This window comes from Bradyrhizobium commune, from assembly GCF_015624505.1.
GTDB classification, from domain to species: Bacteria; Pseudomonadota; Alphaproteobacteria; order Rhizobiales; family Xanthobacteraceae; genus Bradyrhizobium; species Bradyrhizobium commune.
Window position 1 is genome coordinate 4,045,891 of sequence record NZ_CP061379.1, and the last position, 15,639, is coordinate 4,061,529.

Sequence of the window (15,639 nt, forward strand, 5' to 3'; positions counted from 1 at the left end):
AGATGTGTTCGCGGGCCGAGTATGATCACCAGTGAGTACGATCGCCATAAGGGGGCGGTCGTTCGGCTGGCCCGAAAGTTCACATCAGAAAGTTGCCGCGAGAGCCTTTTCATCTCCTGCGCTCCACTGGATGTTCGTGCCGCGGCGTACCGCTCTGGTTGCCCGCAATGAGCTTTCGCTTACTTCTCCGCCACGCGCATTTCAGCTACAGGTCTGCCGTGGTGAAGACCTGGCTCAATCGAGATTGCGCTCGCAGAAGCAGTCGCGACAAGCCCTGTGCAATGCCGTTCGACCCGACGATTTCAGGGAAATCGCGGCCATCCGAAGCGATAATTTGCTGGAACTTCCGAGCGGGACAATTGGCGAACTCGTAGCCATGTCTCGGTCTTGGCGCAGGACGCGTCGTCGCGCTCGAAGCCCAGTGTTCGAAGCGCCAAACAAAGCTTGATGTCTCGGCTTGACAGATCCGACGGTTCACGATTTATATGTACTATACGGTGTAGTTTATTTCGGAGAACGACAATGTCAGCCCTGTTGCTATCGCTCGCGAGGGAAAACCCGTGGCCGGCGCTTGCGCTCGCCTCGCTCAACCTTGTCGTGGCCCTGTCTCTCGTGGGCGTCGGATTGGTGCTCGGCGTCACGGTTTCGCTGCTCGCCTGGCTCCACGCACTCGTCGACAGAGAGGCGGTGCCGGCCGGACCTCGAACCGGCAGGAGCGCCGCCCGATGACCCTGGCTCGCCTCCGATTGCATCACCGACGTCATCGTGCTGAACGCCTGACCAACATGGCAAGAGACCTGACATGCTGAACTTGATCGAAGTATTCGACGCGATGCGCTTGGATCTGCCTACCGGACACGTCGTGTGGACCGGTCTCACGGGCACGCGAACAGCTCTCAAGCGCGACGGGTTCGAGATCGATCCGAAGCGGCCGGCATATTGCCCAGGCGAATGGCTCGACGAGCGCGGCTATCTCGACAGTGAACTCGCGCGCGCGCATCCGCGCCCTTGGGGCATCTGACGATGAGACGAAATGATTTCATTCTCAGGAGCCGGGTGCCGTGAGCAGGAACTCCGCTCTATCAATGCGCGCGAGCAGCTTGGTCGAATCTGCAATTCCCCTGCGCGGCTATTTTGTGTCAGTCGGGGGAGCGTTGCTCTTGCTGCTGTTCGCCGCCGACTGGGTGCTGCCCGCGCCTGCGCCAGTCCGATCTGATGAATCGCACTCTGTGCGCCCGCCGATCCGGATCCTGTCCGAGATGAAGCGGCCGGAAATGGTTATCATCGACACCAACCGGGCCGCCCCGTCCCTGACGCCGGACGAGATCGCCTTGACCACCTCGCAGCTGACCAGCTCCGATGTGGCAAGTGCTGCGCATCAGCCGCGTCCGGTCTCGGAGCAACTCGATGAGAGTGAGAGCAGCCTCGTAACATCGCCTCTGACCCTCTCCCCTGCTCGCGAGAGCTTGGCACAGCTTGAACCGGTCGTTCGCGATCAAACCGGTCCGGCCAAAAGCCGCCGCGTGGCCAAGTCTGAACCGCAGCGCAAGTTCGCTCGGGCCCGGAGCTGGAAGTGGTGCGATTCCTCGCGCCGCCAGCAGAGTTCTTGTCGATACGCGTTTGTGCCGTCCCGGCGAACGAAGCTCCCCTTCAGAGAAGCGCAGGATTAACCCGATGACGAAGAAGATGCGACTATTTGCCATCATGCTTTGCTCCGCCACGCTTGCTGCCGCCGAGGTCGCTGCCGCCACTCCGCCGCCTTTGGACGCCGCAAGTCGAGGCGCAGCCGAACAGCGTGATGCCGAGGATGCCGCGCTTCGGCGCATGCTCGAGCAATTTCGCGCCATACAGATATCGCTGACCGAGGCGATGGCCGCTGCCGAACGTCTACACGACGGTTCTCGCACTGCGGATATCAGCTTCGAGACCTCGGGCCCGCCCGTCTATCGCGTACGGACGGTGAAGAATGAACGAATCTGGGAAAACGTCATCGATGCGAACACCGGGCGCATGATTCAGAAAGAAATGACGTCGTCGCTGAAGGAGCTCGATCGAGAAGACCTGGCCAACATCATCGCCCTGAAATGGATCAAGCAACGATTGTCTGATGCAGTGCGCGTTGCCGAGAAGGCCGCGGCGGGAAGCGCGCTTGCCGGCGGTCTGATGAAGCAGGACGGCAAACTCAATTTCGTGGTCGTTATCGCCAACGGCGACCGCTTGAAAGAGGTCATGTTCGAGCCGCCCAAGCTCGCCACTGAGGAGACGATCCATCACTAGCCGGCCTCACTGTCGCTGGCTCGGGGGCACGATCTTGTGAGTTGCGTGACCATGCGGACTTCCATAGATCAAAACTACACTGATTAGTTTCTTTAATGGACAAGCGATGACTGCCCGTCGATATGGACTCAGACCCGAGCCGCGGATCGCATGCATCACTTTCGTGCTGGCGGCTGCGCTCGCCGGTGTGAGCTTGCTTCCGGGCACGAGCCACGGCCATGGGCTGCACGGCCTCACCGCTCACCGCACGCATCATGGCAATCCTAGTCGCAACTCGGTGGTTCGGCAGCCGCAGCATCACAGCAGAGCAGCGGATAGCGCAGACGGCAAAAAGCAGCCGCAGAGCGCGGCGCCGCACGCGGTGACTCGCACCAATCTGGTCGACGGGCGCCGTCCGCTCTCGCTTCGCTCGACAGGCCATCCACCCTCTACGCGCCGATCAGCCTAGAACATCCGTCTCAAGTCACCGCAATCCAACAGCAGGCCAACTCATGAACTTCCAGCCTCGACCAGACCTCAGCACCGCGCAACGACGGCTACCATTCGATTGCATCGCCTTGCTCCTGCAGGGCGGTGGCGCACTGGGCGCTTACCAGGCCGGCGTCTACCAGGCTCTGGCCGAAGCCGACATTCATCCGGATTGGGTCGCCGGCATCTCGATCGGCGCGATCAACGCGGCCATCATCGCAGGCAATCCGCCTGAGGCGCGGGTCGACCGGCTGCGGGATTTTTGGAGCGAGGTGACCTCGAACGGGCCGTGGCATTGGCCCGGCGCTTCCCTGCTGGATTCGGTTCAAGGCGACGAGACCCGCAATTTCCTCAACCAGCTCAGCGCGGGCTTCGCGCTAGCCTACGGCGCAACCGGATTTTTCTCGGTACGCCCGACGCTGCCCTGGCTGCAAGCTGGCGGCAAGATCGAGGCCACCAGCTTCTACGACACCCGCGCGTTGAAGAGCACGCTGGAGCGTCTGGTCGATTTCGATCGCCTTAACGCCGGCATGACGCGATTCAGCGCGGGTGCGGTCAATGTGAGAACCGGCAATTTCGTCTATTTCGACAATACCACGCACAGGATCCAGCCGGAGCATGTCATGGCGAGCGGCGCGCTGCCGCCGGGCTTTGCCGCCGTGGAGATCGACGGCGAGTACTACTGGGACGGCGGCCTAGTGTCCAATACGCCGCTCCAGTGGGTGCTCGAGGGGGGGACTCCCCAGGACATGCTCGCGTTTCAGGTCGACCTCTGGAATGCGCGCGGTCAGCTTCCGCGCAACATCGCCGAGGTCGCAACGCGCCAAAAGGAGATCCAATTTTCGAGCCGCACGCGCGCAAATACCGATCAGTTCAAGCACGTCCAGCGTCTGCGTCATGCGCTCGCCGCTCTGCTCAACCGTCTCCCCGAAGACCTCAGCCAGCATGAAGATGTGAAGCTCCTGACCACGGCCGCTTCTCACAGCACCTATAATATCGTTCAGCTGATTTATCGCGCTAGCAGCCACGAAGGTCCCTCAAAGGACTACGAATTTTCTCGTCCCTCGATGCAGGACCACTGGCGGGCCGGCTATCACGATGCCCTGCGCACGCTGCGCCACCCCGAGGTGCTCGCTCGCCCCACCACGCCGGACGGCGTCTTCACGTTCGATCTTGAACAGGATGGTCGCGAGTGACCAGGCACATGATTGCGGACCGGATGGAGAAGGCGAATGCGTGAGAGTGACGTCGTCAAGCAGGCGTTTGCAATGCCGCTTACCAGCCCGGCCTATCCGCCGGGACCGTATCGGTTCGTGAACCGCGAGTATCTGATCATCACGTATCGCACCGATCCGGCAAAGCTGCGCGCCGTGGTGCCTGAACCGCTGGAGATCGACGAGCGCGAGGCATTCGTGAAGTACGAATTCATTCGCATGCCGGACTCCAGTGGCTTTGGCGACTACACCGAGAGCGGCCAGGTCATCCCGGTGACCTTCCACGGCCGCCGGGGCGGCTACAACCACTGCATGTTCCTTAACGACGACGGGCCCATTGCCGGCGGCCGCGAGCTCTGGGGCTTCCCGAAAAAGTTCGGTCAGCCGGCATTGCGAACCGAGATCGACACGCTCATCGGCACTCTTGATTACGGTCCGCTGCGGGTTGCAACGGGCACGATGGGCTACAAGCACCGCGAGGCCGACCTCGGAGAGGTCGATGCTGCTCTCAAGGAACCGAACTTCCTGCTCAAGATCATTCCGCACGTCGATGGGAGTCCGCGGATCTGCGAGCTGGTCGAATACCGCCTCGAGGACATCGTGCTGAAGGGCGCGTGGAGCGGACCCGCGGCACTGTCCTTAACCCCCCACGCCTTGGCGCCCGTCGCCGAGCTGCCGGTTCTGGAGATTGTCTCCGCGATCCATATCCGGACAGACCTGACGCTCGGTCTCGGCCGGGTGGTCCACGACTATCTGCAACAGCCGCTCAGACGTTCGCTCAGGGCCACCGAGAGAACCCTGGTGACGTGATCGATCTCGTACGTGAGAAATCAAACAGGTGAACATAATGGGTATTTTGAACGGTAAGACGGCCGTCGTAACCGGCTCGACCAGCGGCATAGGCCTTGCGTGTGCGCGTGCGTTTGCGGGCGCAGGCGCCAACATCGTGCTCAACGGAATGGGTGCGCCGGGGGAAGTCGAAAACGAGCGCGCCTCGATCGAGAGCGACTTCGGCGTGAAGGCCGTCTACTCGCCCGCCGATATGGCCAAGCCGAACGAAATTGCCGAGCTCATCGCACTCGGCGAGAAGACCTTCAGCAGCGTCGACGTCCTCGTCAACAACGCCGGCATCCAGCACGTGTCGCCAATCGAGGAATTCCCGGTCGAGAAATGGGATGCGATCATCGCGATCAACCTCTCCTCCGCCTTCCATGCCATTCGTGCGGCCGCGCCTGGCATGAAGCGACGCGGCTGGGGCCGAATCATCATGACAGCCTCGGCGCATTCCCTGGTCGCCTCCCCGTTCAAATCGGCCTACGTTGCAGCCAAGCACGGCATTGCGGGCCTCACCAAGACGGTGGCGTTGGAATTCGCCAGGTCGAAGATCACCTGCAACTGCATCAGCCCGGGCTACGTCTGGACGCCGCTGGTGGAGAAGCAGATCCCGAATACGATGGCAGCGCGGCACATGAGGCGGGATCAGGTCATCAGCGAGGTCCTGCTCGCGGCCCAGCCCACCAAGGAGTTCGTCACCTCGGAGCAGGTGGCCGCGCTCGCACTGTTCCTGTGCAGTGACGATGCCGCGCAGATCACCGGCGCCAATCTCCCGATCGACGGAGGCTGGACGGCGGCTTAGGCGCGGTCGCTCTCAGGTCTTTCTTGCGCCGGAAGGTGGAATCATCGCAGGGGCTCACAACACGGATTGCATATCATGTCGTTCATCGAAACCTCTTCCGACCGCCGGAGTGCCGGCCTTGGCGAGCACGGTCGTGCGCCGCGCGGGTCTGCGGCAAAGCCGCTCGATCTCGGCGGAGACCAAAACCTAGCCAACGCTCTGCGCCGGTGCGAGGACACGTTCAACGAGGATGTGTTGCCGCGCGACGCCCGCCTGCGTGAGCCGCGCGAGTTCTACTCCGCGCCAGACATGGGCTGCCCGCCGCGCAGTCGAAAGCAGACGCAGTCGAGGCAAGACCCTCCCGTCGCGACGTCAACGTCCCATGCACATGCCGCCGCTTGAGCGGCCGCTACTGCGGAGGCTTGGTATAGGCTCCTTTCCTTGCGGCCTAAGCTCCCCTTTTGTCCTGGCTGCCGAGCACGCAGCGCCAGGCTGCGAGGCGCTCGGCCGGATGTTGCTTCATCCAATCGGCGAGTTGGGGTGCTCCCATCAGGCAGGACTGCATCGAAATATCGGCGAAGTCCGAGGTGGTGACGATCTGCTCGTGGCAGTTCTTCGGAGAGGCGAGATTGCACAGAACGGCAATGATCTTGATCATGACCACAGGCCCTTTGTTTGCGATTCAAGCCTCAGCCTCAAATTGGTTGAAGGTCGCATCGGCAATAAGCAGTTCGCGACCGCCCGGCGACGCAAGTTTCCTCAGCCTCACTCGGATGAGAGGATGAATCGCCGGTCCCGGCTCTGTACTGGACGAGCGTTCATCGGGTACAGCTTCGCGAAGCGTGCAATATCGCGTTGGTCCACCTCGACCGGATCCCTAAGTACGATCCAGTCCACAGTCTCACTGCACGGCGGCGTCGTTAGCGATCCCTTGTAATGATAAAACGCGCGCCTAGCCGGCATTAGGCGTAGGGGATCAATCGCAGGATCAATTGCGATTGGGGAACCTTTTTCCAGCGGCATCGTCGAGACGATTTTCGTGAAAGTATCGTTTGCCTTACCGGGAACTAGGAGCACCCCGATCACGGCGAGCCCGTCGCTACCGGCATGAACGAAATGCGCTTCCATGGCAAACCGCTTGCCGTCGACGAGATGCTCGCTTGGATGATGAAAGTGGAGCTGCTTCAGCGCGTATTCGTCGTCGCCCAGGTGAAGCGTGTCGCCTGCCGTGTAGTTGAGCTGAATGGTGTGGCCGTTATTGACGATCGCGACGGGCCGCTGGCTCCAGCTGATCTTCAATGATTCCTTTCGGCTCATGACCGGAGCGATAATATCAATGGGAGACTGCTGGTCGCCAGCCGAGCACACCGCAGACGCCGGGTCGAGGCCGCCCCATTTCCCGGGGCCTGTTGCTTCTTCGTAGCTCCAACTACTTTCCGCCGCGAACCCGGTGGTGGCACACAGCGGACACAACGCCAGGCCGGTCAACAGCTTGAGTGCCTGACGACGCGGCATGGTCGCACTCGCATCGCGTTCGTGGTCCTCGCTCGTCTGCATCCCGACTGCTCCTGCGGCCTTGAGATCGTGTCGATTGCGCGCATCAGCGCTTGTGAGACTGTAGCGGAGTTGCCGGCGAAACAAATGCCACCGCCGACGCGCCGCACTAAGCCAACGCTTAGAACGCTCTCCCCCGCAGCTATTGCGTCGCACGCTCGCTCAATGGATTCTCGCAGTGAATGATTTGAGGGTGCTGGATGTTTGCTCAGGCGGACGCACGTTTCATCGGGCTTGCCAGTTCATGAGCGCGCACGAATCAATTCCGAGATCGACGTGGATATTTCCCGCGCTTGCTGCCCTGCTCTACGCAGCGATCGTCGCCACGCATTATGAATATGCGGCATCCTCGATCGCCATTCTGTTCGCGCTGGTGCTCCTGGTCATCCTGTTCGGAACCGTGTTCGCCGCCGTGCACCACGCGGAAGTGATCGCGCACCGGATTGGCGAACCCTACGGCACGCTTCTGCTCACGCTGGCGGTGACCATCATCGAGGTGGCACTGATCGCAAACATGATGCTGGGACATCGTGAAGTGCCGACGCTGGCGCGCGATACCGTGTTTGCCGTGGTGATGATCGTTTGCAACGGCTTGGTCGGCCTCTGCATCTTCGTTGGCGGCCTGCACTATAAGGAACAGGACGTCCAGGTCTCCGGCGCCAGTCTCTATCTCAGCGTGCTGTTCACGATCGCGACGATCACGCTCATTCTGCCGAATTACACACTGACCGCGCCGGGTCCAGTCTTTTCAGAGGCTCAGCTCGAATTCGCGAGCGTGGTCACCCTTCTGCTTTATGGCGTCTTCGTCTACACCCAGACCGTCCGGCATCGGGACTACTTCGTGAACAGAGCCGATGGAGGCGTTGACAGTGCATCGCTTTCGAGCGGTATGCTGGCGTTGAGCGGTGCGCTTCTGCTGGTGTCTCTCCTCGCCGTCGTGCTGCTGTCCAAAAAGTTCTCACTCGTGGTCGAGGCGACCAGTGCCGCGATCGGCGCCCCGCCGGCATTCGCCGGCGTGGCCGTCGCGCTGCTGATTCTGCTTCCCGAAAGCGTCGCGGCGATATCGGCAGCCCGCAAGGATAATCTGCAGAAGAGCATTAATCTCGCGCTGGGCTCCTCGCTCGCAACCATCGGATTGACCGTTCCTGCGGTCGCGATCGCGGCCTGCGTACTCGACAAGCAGCTTATCCTCGGACTGCCGCAGCAGAACATCGTGGAGCTGGTTCTGACTTTTGCGCTGAGCGCACTGACCTTCGGTACGGGGCGAACCAACATCCTGTTTGGGCTGGTTCACATGATGGTCTTTGCTGTGTTTCTGTTCCTGGTTTTCGTCCCGTAAGTGGCGACGAACGCCGCTGCGCCTGGGGTTATAGGGGCAACCCGGCCGAGAAGCTATCCGACCGGGATCGTTCAGGGGATCATCCCGCAGTCAAACATCTTGTTGGCGACCGGGGCCGCAACCTTGTTGATGAACTTGACTCGCAGGGAAGGATTGCTCCTCAGGAAGCCGACCGCTGCGGCAACGATCTCCGCCGGCGGCTCGCCCTTTTTTGCCTTCAGGTCATCGCAGCCGGACGATTTGTATTTTTGGATGACCATTCCAGCAACCATCTCCAGCATGGGTCCGTCTGGAGGCATGTCCGGCGGCATTTGAGCCACGGCTGGCGGAATAGACATCAACGACATCATAGCTACCGCAATCAGGCCTTTCATTGTCATCTCACACACCCGAAAATGAGACGAGATTGATGATTGATGCGCGGTCATTCTTGATCCGATGAGCCAGTTCATCACGAAGCATTCGTGCATTTGGCGCGGGTGCACCGGGGATGGAATCCATTACTGCGATCTCCTCTTCAACGATACTACACCGTATAGTATATTTTTATGCACTCTTGCCGACAGCGTGTCAAGCTTGGAGTATAGCGACGCCGGAGTGATCACACGATCGTAGGCGTGTGGATGAAACTAATGTCCTGGGGCAAGGATTCGAGAAGCATCGCGGCGGGACGCCAACGCAGGACCAGATCGGCCGACCACCTCGCACAGGCTCGGTGCAACGCATCGCGGACCTGTGATCTCCGCACGCAATGGTCGGGCGTGCTCGCATGACTGCCTAAACACTAACAAGTTGATGAAGGCGAATGTCCGATGCAGTCGTCGTATGCCGAGATTCAGCCGCTACCGACATTGATGCGAGCAGGCCGACATGGACCTAAAATTCATGGCGATGCCCCTCGAAGAACCATCGCGCACGCTTACCATTGATGGTTTTTTCTTGATCTCTCGGTGCATACGTCGTGCACACGCCGACTTCTAACGCATTGAAAGACTTTAACTCTCGTTCCAATCCATCATGGGGAAGGTTGAGCTAGCATCGAACAACACGATCAACGCCGATCAACTATAGTCCGCTTTGCGCCAAGAGGCAGAGGCGCCTTACCGGCCAAATCGCATTTTTGCTCCTCTAACAGTGATATGGGGCGCTGGTCGAGCCCTTAAAGGGTCGAGCCTCCGTTCGCTTGAACCGAACAACCTATCAAAAGCGTAACTCTCTCGATCGAGTTCATCACGCGGAAACCACTGTCCGGCACACACGGCGGCCGCAGGAACAGGTCTGCTTGCCGACATCGGATTGGACCACCGATGCCTCAGGTCGAACCGCGGCAGATAACGCATCAGTCACGCGCTTGTCAAAAGCGGTGGCATCCACGGGCGTCACTTGTCGCGCTCAGGCGCGCTGTAAACCGTCTGAAGCCGTATCCACGATCGCGAGCCGCAAGGTGAAATGCGCGGAAGCCGGCATCTCTCCAGCAGATGCCCTCCGGCGTCACCAGGCTGCTGCACTGCCCGATCGGATGTCGGGCAGCCTGAGATTGATGCAAAACAGGAGAATGTCGTGAAGAACATCGTGCACTTCAAAGACCTTGAGGGCCGGATCCACCTGTCCGAGCCAGTTCATCGAACGGCCAACGAGCGTGCCGCTCCGATCAACTTTGCTTCCTTCGCGGCGCGAGCGAGGCATGCCGTTCTGCTGACGTCGCTGAGCGCCTGCGCGGGACTCGGTGGATTGCCAACTGCGCGCGCGGAAGAAGCGGTCAAGCCGGCAATCAGCGAGGATGCCGGCGCCGCTATCGCGCAGATGGACAAGTCTCTGTCGGCTCCGGAATCATCGTTCACCGCAAGAACCGAAAGGGTCTACCTGGACGAAACCGGCCAGCCGCTTCACATCTTCCAAACGATGAATGTCGTCATGCATCGCCCTGACCGGCTCAAGATCGAAGTTGCCGGAGATGACGGCTCTCACGACCTCTTCTACGACGGAAAGTCGGTTTCGATCTTCTCGTCCGACAGCAATTCGTACGCGGTGCTTGCCGCACCGGGAGGAATCGCGTCGGCGGCCAACGAGGTCATGGACAAGCTCAACATCGACTTTCCATTGGTCAACTTCTTTGCCGTTTCAACCGACCAATCGCTCCTGCAAGGAGTCGTCGGCGGCTGGCAAGTCGGAACGTCCAGGATTGACGGCGTCGAGTGCCGGCATCTGTTTTTCTACAAGCGCGGCGGCATCGATTTGGAACTGTGGGTCGAGAACAATGGCTCGGCGATCCCCCATCGCTTGATCGTCACCTACCGTCTGCTGCCCGGTCAACCGAATTTCACGGCGGAATTCACCGACTGGGACAGCCGTGCTCATCCGTCCGACTCGGTATTCGCTTTCCAGGCGCCCGCGGCGGCGAAACAGATCGATCTGGCCCCGGCCAGCGCGCCGGCACAGCAAGGGAGGCCGTAATGAAGCGTCTCGCACTAACTTTCGCGACAGTACTTGCCGTAACCGCCGCTGCCTCGGATGCGGCCAACGCATTCGGTCCGCCGCCGATGGGCGGCTTGCCGCATCCGCCGATGGGCGGCATGCCACATCTGCCGATGGGCGGCATGCCGCATCTGCCGATGGGGGGCATGCCGCGGCTGCCGATGGGCCGCTTCGCAGGAGGACCACCGATGGGTGGCCGCCCGCCCGGCTTCCGCGGCGGTGGAATGCGTGCTCCCGCAGGACTGGCAAATGTCTCGACTCGTGGCCCTCTCGGAAACGGGAACGTCATCGGCTCCGGCAACGTCGCCGTTAACCGCGGCGGCAACACCTATGCGGGCGCTTACTACGGCGGCGGGGGTGGCGGGTACGGTGGCTATGGCTCCGGCTACGGCGGCTATGGCTCCGGATACGGCTACTTGGGAGCGTACGCGGCTGGCGCGACGACCGGCGCGGCCGTCGCATCGAGCGGTTCGAATTCGAGTGGTTACTACGACTCCGGCTCCGACTCTGGCTACTCCTATCCCTACAGTCAGGGTTACTCATACTCGAGCGGTGGTGGCAGCGGCCGGCGCTACTCGTACTCGACGAACGGTTGCTCTCAATGACGCGTGAAAGCGATCGTGCATGTTTCGGTCTGCCAGCGACCGACTGAGGCTTGCGACCCTGCACCACCCCGGTTCTCCCATAACCGGGGTGGTGCTTGCACCCAGCCGGATCCCTCCGAAGCCAGCTTGTTTCGACGCAATTCGCGCACCCTCAGTGCTGATCGCAAACGGCAGTGCGGGTGACCACGGACATACCGAAGCGGACAACCATCGATGAAGACAGACTCCTCTCTCCGCAGCTCCATGTTGGCTGCAGCACCGGCCTTGCGTGCATTCGCCCTGTCGCTCTGCGGCAATGCTGATCGAGCGAACGATCTGGTGCAGGAGACGTACGTTCGAGCGCTCGCAAACCTGGATAAATTTCGACCAGGTACCAATATGGCGGCGTGGCTCACCGTCATTCTGCGAAACCGGTACTATAGCGAGTGCCGAAAGCGCGCGAGAGAGGTGGAGGATGTGGACGGAGCTTACGCCAGCGCACTTGCATGTGAGGCAGATCAATCGGTGCGCCTGGAAAACGAAGGGCTGTGGAAGGCCGTGTCGGAGCTCCCGAGCGATATCCGACACGCCGTCATTCTCGTTGGTGCGAGCGGCGCCACTTACGAGGAGGCCGCCGCCGCCTGTCGTTGCGCCGTCGGAACAATCAAGAGTCGCATGCATCGCGCACGGTTGCGGCTCGCCATGCAGCTTGCGCCTTGATCGTGCTTTGTCAAAGACGCAACGGCAGTTCCAAGCGTTCGCATGGACATTGATGTCTTCATCGACTCAGGTGCGGCCTGCCAGCCACAAACAAAATGTCAGCTCTGAGTTATGGCGCCACCCTGACCGAGATTTGCGCGATAGGTCCGAGGGCATACACCGAACTCCTCCTTGAATAGCCGGCTGAAATGGGATGTACTGTTGAAGCCCCAGGAGAGGCAGATTTCTGTAATTCGATGACACGCGTCCTTGTCATCCAGAAGAGCGTCTGCGCAACGCCTGACGCGCCGCTCCCAGATGTATCGTGACACCGAGCCCGCCGGATCCGACGCGAAGGCGCGATGAATGCTGCGCACAGAGACCCCGCAAGCGTCGGCAATCCCTGCGATCGCAAGGCATGGATCACCAAGATGAGCTTCGATGTACGTCTTGACTCGGGAGCACAGCACATCGCGGCTGATCAGAGTGGCAACAGGTCCCGTCAACTGCTCGCGCAAAGCGTCCCAGGCCATTGTCGTGACCGCCGCGCACAAAGCATTTCCGCTTGTTGGCGAGATGCGATTCAGCTGATCAAAGATTTCGAGCAGATTTCTTTGCAATATCCGCGAAACGCCAATCTTCCCGTCGAAGCGAATAGCAGTCCCCTCCCTCAAAAGGCGCTGCAACTCGAGATCAGTGGGACGCGCGAGCGTGACAGACAGGATCTCGATCGATCTGGTCATCGCCCAGGATTCGACCGGCATCATCGTATCCCAGAAGCACCAATCACCGGGATGAAGAATGTCCGACCTGTCGCTGTGACGGACGCGCGCACTGCCGGCCGACTGAAATGCCAGCACGATCGGGGACGGGAGCTTCGCATTCGGGCTGCGAAGCGAACGCGCATAATAGTGCGGCGTAGCTGACGCCTTGAAGAGAATCGCATCGCCCAAAGCGCCATATTCGAGCCTCGCTCGAAAGGTTTGCCCGGCGATCGGAACACATTGCGAGATCTCCTGATCGCGGAGATCCGGCGAAATCCCGCCAATGTACCTGCTCAGCGCGGCATCCCATTGCGGCACAGGACCGCTGGGATCGTCGACCTCAACGGAAACGACATCTCGCGACACTTGAGAACTCCTTTGAATGAGGAATACGGCTTGCTGCTTCATCAGCGTCCGCTCTGAGCGCTACTGCGTAAGCAAGGGCCAGGGTTGCAAATGCAACCCTGGCCAAAGGAAAACGAGCCCAGGCCGCTCAGGGGATCATGCCGCAATCAAACATCTTGTTCGCGACCGAGGGGGCGACCTTGTTGATGAACTTGACCCGCAAGGGAGGGTTGCTCCTCAAGAAACCAACTGCTGCTGCGACGATCTCTGCCGGTGGCTCTCCCTTCTTTGCTTTCAGATCCTCGCAGCTTGACGATTTGTATTTTTGGATGACCATTCCCGTGACCATATCCAGCATGGCTCCGTCCGGAGGAGGCATTTCCGGGGGCATTTGAGCGCTAGCTGGGACGGTAGATATCATTGCTATCATAGCCGCCCCGATCAGACCTTTCATTGTCATCTCACACAGCCAGGAAAGAGACCGGGTGGATGACTGGGGTGAACCCGCTTGCTGATCCGATGACAGACGGGTTCGTTCATTCAGCGCGAGCGGACGGGGGACGGAATGCATCACAGTGATCTCCTGTTCGACTAGACTTTATTTTGCACGCACTTGACGTGATGCCTGGGGATTCGACGATTGGGTTGGTTCTGGTGCCGGTCGTTGCTCATTCCATTAGCAGCTCGACCCGCCAGCTTGCGGCCGAGACCGTTGGTTCGAGGCTGAGACGTCCAACGACCTGTTCGAGAACTGCGTCGCTCTTCGAGTGGGCGTTCAGGTGGGCATCGACCTTGACGCGACCGTTGCCTTCGATATCGGTGCTTTCCAATTGACGAAGACTCAATTGTCCGCTGTTGGTGCCCTGCAACAGTAGAGCTCGGACATGTGCCTCTTCAGGGCTGCGGCAAACGACGCAAACGTGGTAGTGGAAGTCGCTTTCAGTATGGGCGATCGGCTGTTGATTGATCAGCCTTACCAACGGCCGCAGCAGCAGATTGATCAGGATGACAAAGCTGGCTGCCACGACGGCATGCAGCGGATGACCCGAGCCAGCCAGCAACCCCACCGCCGCCGAACACCACAGGGTCGCCGCGGTGTTGAGCCCGCTGACCTGCAGGCCCTCGCGAAAGATGATCCCGGCGCCCAGAAACCCGATCCCCGAGACCACCTGCGCGGCAACGCGGGTTGGGCTCCCCTCCCCCGGAATGAGACTTGCGAAGATCACAAAACTGGCTGCTCCGATCGCCACGAGCGTATTGGTGCGCAAGCCGGCCATTCGCTGACGCCATTGTCGTTCGAAGCCGATGCCCGCTCCCAACAAGGCCGCAAAACTCAAATTGATGGCTGTCTGATCAATCGATGCGATCATTGAAGTTTTCCCTGCTCTTGGAGCCATCCGTTGGCGTCTCATCATTGGCCGGGATTAGCCACCGGCATTCGAGCCGGCTTTCGACCAGGTACCAATGACTGGCGAGCAGCGGCGTCAGACACCGACGCCGGCAGCTTGCGCGAAATCCTTGCAGATTGTCATTGAGAGGGACCGGCGGTGGCGACCCTGGCGCAGCACGCCAAGCGTGACGTAGCAGGTCGATGTGTATCAGACGACCGCCAGGCGCAGCGACCCAAGCCGTAGCATTTGGTTCCGACGTCATGGGGCGTTGCCTTCGGAGCCGGGAGTAACCGACATCTGCTTCAACGAGCCATCGGCGGTGACAAGGACCACCAGGAAGATCAGTCTCCCTTCGTCTTCCTCCAATCCCGCGCTGACCGCCTTGCCTTTTCCGAATCTCTCGGCGATTGACAAGACGTCGTAGAGATTGACTCCTGCCGTTCTAAAGCCGGCAAGTTCGTCCTTGTCCTTGGCGTCCAGCGTTGAAACGGATGTTACGACTTCCTCGCCGAAAATTTTTCCTGTCGACGCATCGATGGTGCCTTGCCATAGCTCATCATTCCGCCAGGTCTTCACTCTGTAAGCCAATCGATCGGCCTGACCATCGAAGCTGACGTCCACGGCCCTGGCGCCGTGCGAGCGGGTTTCCGCGATTTCAATCGCGTCGCGAACAGAAATCTTCGCGTTCGCAAAAACCTTGATCTCCCGGAGGATCGCGGCCCATTCCTGGTCGCTGAAGGTCGGCGCCGAGTTGGGACTGCCGGTGTCGATCGAGGCTCGAGCCGGCGTCGACGCTGGAATGGCCGCGAGCGCCAGCAACAGAAGAAATCCTGCACATCTCGTGGTAAACATTTTTATCTCCTGACTAAATAAACGTTCAATTTCTCCGCGACCCTTCGGAATGAAGGTTCGTG

19 protein-coding genes are annotated in these 15,639 nt (G+C 60.3%); 12 read left to right on the forward strand and 7 right to left on the reverse strand.

Annotated features, from left to right (window positions below; genetic code table 11):
* The first annotated feature begins 522 nt into the window (after positions 1 to 522).
* The 8 genes from IC761_RS19085 to IC761_RS19120 all read left to right on the forward strand — a co-directional run bounded on the left by IC761_RS19085 (position 523) and on the right by IC761_RS19120 (position 5,976).
* Positions 523 to 729: a hypothetical protein gene (locus IC761_RS19085; RefSeq protein WP_195798193.1), complete on the forward strand. Its 207-nt coding sequence runs from the start codon at positions 523 to 525 to the stop codon at positions 727 to 729.
* A gap of 73 nt (positions 730 to 802) precedes the next feature.
* Entirely contained in the window at positions 803 to 1,021 is a 219-nt protein-coding gene (locus IC761_RS19090; protein ID WP_195798194.1) for a hypothetical protein, read from the forward strand.
* A gap of 139 nt (positions 1,022 to 1,160) precedes the next feature.
* Positions 1,161 to 1,670, forward strand: a complete 510-nt coding sequence (locus IC761_RS19095; RefSeq protein WP_195798195.1) for a hypothetical protein — start codon at positions 1,161 to 1,163, stop codon at positions 1,668 to 1,670.
* 4 nt (positions 1,671 to 1,674) lie between these two features.
* Positions 1,675 to 2,277, forward strand: a complete 603-nt coding sequence (locus IC761_RS19100) for a PepSY domain-containing protein (RefSeq protein ID WP_195798196.1) — start codon at positions 1,675 to 1,677, stop codon at positions 2,275 to 2,277.
* A gap of 491 nt (positions 2,278 to 2,768) precedes the next feature.
* Positions 2,769 to 3,941: a DUF3734 domain-containing protein gene (locus IC761_RS19105; protein ID WP_195798197.1), complete on the forward strand. Its 1,173-nt coding sequence runs from the start codon at positions 2,769 to 2,771 to the stop codon at positions 3,939 to 3,941.
* Positions 3,942 to 3,977: 36 nt separating this feature from the next.
* Complete coding sequence (locus IC761_RS19110; RefSeq protein ID WP_195798198.1) at positions 3,978 to 4,769, forward strand: acetoacetate decarboxylase; 792 nt, start codon at positions 3,978 to 3,980, stop codon at positions 4,767 to 4,769.
* A 37-nt stretch (positions 4,770 to 4,806) separates the two neighbouring features.
* Entirely contained in the window at positions 4,807 to 5,595 is a 789-nt protein-coding gene (locus IC761_RS19115; protein ID WP_195798199.1) for a 3-hydroxybutyrate dehydrogenase, read from the forward strand.
* A 75-nt stretch (positions 5,596 to 5,670) separates the two neighbouring features.
* Positions 5,671 to 5,976: a hypothetical protein gene (locus IC761_RS19120; RefSeq protein WP_195798200.1), complete on the forward strand. Its 306-nt coding sequence runs from the start codon at positions 5,671 to 5,673 to the stop codon at positions 5,974 to 5,976.
* Positions 5,977 to 6,022: 46 nt separating this feature from the next.
* Here IC761_RS19120 and IC761_RS19125 read toward each other — a convergent pair whose 3' ends face one another.
* Positions 6,023 to 6,232, reverse strand: a complete 210-nt coding sequence (locus IC761_RS19125) for a hypothetical protein (protein WP_195798201.1) — start codon at positions 6,230 to 6,232, stop codon at positions 6,023 to 6,025.
* Between the two features lie 107 nt (positions 6,233 to 6,339).
* Positions 6,340 to 7,089 (reverse strand): carbonic anhydrase, encoded by a 750-nt coding sequence (locus tag IC761_RS19130; protein ID WP_195804706.1) that lies wholly within the window; start codon positions 7,087 to 7,089, stop codon positions 6,340 to 6,342.
* Between the two features lie 283 nt (positions 7,090 to 7,372).
* Here IC761_RS19130 and IC761_RS19135 point away from each other — a divergent pair, with 283 nt between their 5' ends.
* Positions 7,373 to 8,467 (forward strand): calcium:cation antiporter, encoded by a 1,095-nt coding sequence (locus IC761_RS19135; RefSeq protein ID WP_195804707.1) that lies wholly within the window; start codon positions 7,373 to 7,375, stop codon positions 8,465 to 8,467.
* Positions 8,468 to 8,538: 71 nt separating this feature from the next.
* Here the strand turns inward: IC761_RS19135 and IC761_RS19140 are convergent, their stop codons facing one another.
* Complete coding sequence (locus tag IC761_RS19140) at positions 8,539 to 8,919, reverse strand: hypothetical protein (RefSeq protein ID WP_195798202.1); 381 nt, start codon at positions 8,917 to 8,919, stop codon at positions 8,539 to 8,541.
* A 1,108-nt stretch (positions 8,920 to 10,027) separates the two neighbouring features.
* On the opposite strand from IC761_RS19140, the gene IC761_RS19145 reads away from it, so the two are divergent.
* The 3 genes from IC761_RS19145 to IC761_RS19155 all read left to right on the forward strand — a co-directional run bounded on the left by IC761_RS19145 (position 10,028) and on the right by IC761_RS19155 (position 12,246).
* On the forward strand, positions 10,028 to 10,921 hold the full coding sequence (locus IC761_RS19145; RefSeq protein ID WP_195798203.1) for a DUF2092 domain-containing protein: 894 nt from the start codon (positions 10,028 to 10,030) through the stop codon (positions 10,919 to 10,921).
* Positions 10,921 to 11,547, forward strand: coding sequence for a hypothetical protein (locus IC761_RS19150; protein ID WP_195798204.1), 627 nt, complete (start codon positions 10,921 to 10,923; stop codon positions 11,545 to 11,547). Before IC761_RS19145 ends, IC761_RS19150 begins: the two co-directional genes overlap by 1 nt.
* Before the next feature lie 213 nt (positions 11,548 to 11,760).
* On the forward strand, positions 11,761 to 12,246 hold the full coding sequence (locus IC761_RS19155; protein ID WP_195798205.1) for a sigma-70 family RNA polymerase sigma factor: 486 nt from the start codon (positions 11,761 to 11,763) through the stop codon (positions 12,244 to 12,246).
* A 98-nt stretch (positions 12,247 to 12,344) separates the two neighbouring features.
* Here IC761_RS19155 and IC761_RS19160 read toward each other — a convergent pair whose 3' ends face one another.
* From IC761_RS19160 to IC761_RS19175, 4 genes are all read right to left on the reverse strand, one after another.
* Positions 12,345 to 13,397: a helix-turn-helix domain-containing protein gene (locus tag IC761_RS19160; RefSeq protein ID WP_195798206.1), complete on the reverse strand. Its 1,053-nt coding sequence runs from the start codon at positions 13,395 to 13,397 to the stop codon at positions 12,345 to 12,347.
* Between the two features lie 85 nt (positions 13,398 to 13,482).
* A complete protein-coding gene (locus tag IC761_RS19165) occupies positions 13,483 to 13,692 on the reverse strand; it encodes a hypothetical protein (protein WP_195798207.1) in 210 nt (69 codons plus the stop codon).
* Positions 13,693 to 14,002: 310 nt separating this feature from the next.
* Complete coding sequence (locus IC761_RS19170; protein ID WP_195798208.1) at positions 14,003 to 14,704, reverse strand: MgtC/SapB family protein; 702 nt, start codon at positions 14,702 to 14,704, stop codon at positions 14,003 to 14,005.
* A gap of 279 nt (positions 14,705 to 14,983) precedes the next feature.
* Positions 14,984 to 15,577, reverse strand: a complete 594-nt coding sequence (locus IC761_RS19175) for a PepSY domain-containing protein (protein ID WP_195798209.1) — start codon at positions 15,575 to 15,577, stop codon at positions 14,984 to 14,986.
* Positions 15,578 to 15,639 lie beyond the last annotated feature (62 nt).

Excerpts from the sequence above, each read along its gene's own strand:
- IC761_RS19085 (WP_195798193.1), top strand. The coding sequence starts at position 523 with ATGTCAGCCCTGTTGCTATCGCTCGCGAGGGAAAACCCGTGGCCGGCG.
- IC761_RS19090 (WP_195798194.1), top strand. The coding sequence starts at position 803 with ATGCTGAACTTGATCGAAGTATTCGACGCGATGCGCTTGGATCTGCCT.
- IC761_RS19100 (WP_195798196.1), top strand. The coding sequence starts at position 1,675 with ATGACGAAGAAGATGCGACTATTTGCCATCATGCTTTGCTCCGCCACG.
- IC761_RS19105 (WP_195798197.1), top strand. The coding sequence starts at position 2,769 with ATGAACTTCCAGCCTCGACCAGACCTCAGCACCGCGCAACGACGGCTA.
- IC761_RS19110 (WP_195798198.1), top strand. The coding sequence starts at position 3,978 with ATGCGTGAGAGTGACGTCGTCAAGCAGGCGTTTGCAATGCCGCTTACC.
- IC761_RS19115 (WP_195798199.1), top strand. The coding sequence starts at position 4,807 with ATGGGTATTTTGAACGGTAAGACGGCCGTCGTAACCGGCTCGACCAGC.
- IC761_RS19120 (WP_195798200.1), top strand. The coding sequence starts at position 5,671 with ATGTCGTTCATCGAAACCTCTTCCGACCGCCGGAGTGCCGGCCTTGGC.
- IC761_RS19125 (WP_195798201.1), bottom strand. The coding sequence starts at position 6,232 with ATGATCAAGATCATTGCCGTTCTGTGCAATCTCGCCTCTCCGAAGAAC.
- IC761_RS19130 (WP_195804706.1), bottom strand. The coding sequence starts at position 7,089 with ATGCCGCGTCGTCAGGCACTCAAGCTGTTGACCGGCCTGGCGTTGTGT.
- IC761_RS19135 (WP_195804707.1), top strand. The coding sequence starts at position 7,373 with ATGAGCGCGCACGAATCAATTCCGAGATCGACGTGGATATTTCCCGCG.
- IC761_RS19140 (WP_195798202.1), bottom strand. The coding sequence starts at position 8,919 with ATGAACTGGCTCATCGGATCAAGAATGACCGCGCATCAATCATCAATC.
- IC761_RS19150 (WP_195798204.1), top strand. The coding sequence starts at position 10,921 with ATGAAGCGTCTCGCACTAACTTTCGCGACAGTACTTGCCGTAACCGCC.
- IC761_RS19155 (WP_195798205.1), top strand. The coding sequence starts at position 11,761 with ATGAAGACAGACTCCTCTCTCCGCAGCTCCATGTTGGCTGCAGCACCG.
- IC761_RS19160 (WP_195798206.1), bottom strand. The coding sequence starts at position 13,397 with ATGAAGCAGCAAGCCGTATTCCTCATTCAAAGGAGTTCTCAAGTGTCG.
- IC761_RS19165 (WP_195798207.1), bottom strand. The coding sequence starts at position 13,692 with ATGCTGGATATGGTCACGGGAATGGTCATCCAAAAATACAAATCGTCA.
- IC761_RS19170 (WP_195798208.1), bottom strand. The coding sequence starts at position 14,704 with ATGATCGCATCGATTGATCAGACAGCCATCAATTTGAGTTTTGCGGCC.
- IC761_RS19175 (WP_195798209.1), bottom strand. The coding sequence starts at position 15,577 with ATGTTTACCACGAGATGTGCAGGATTTCTTCTGTTGCTGGCGCTCGCG.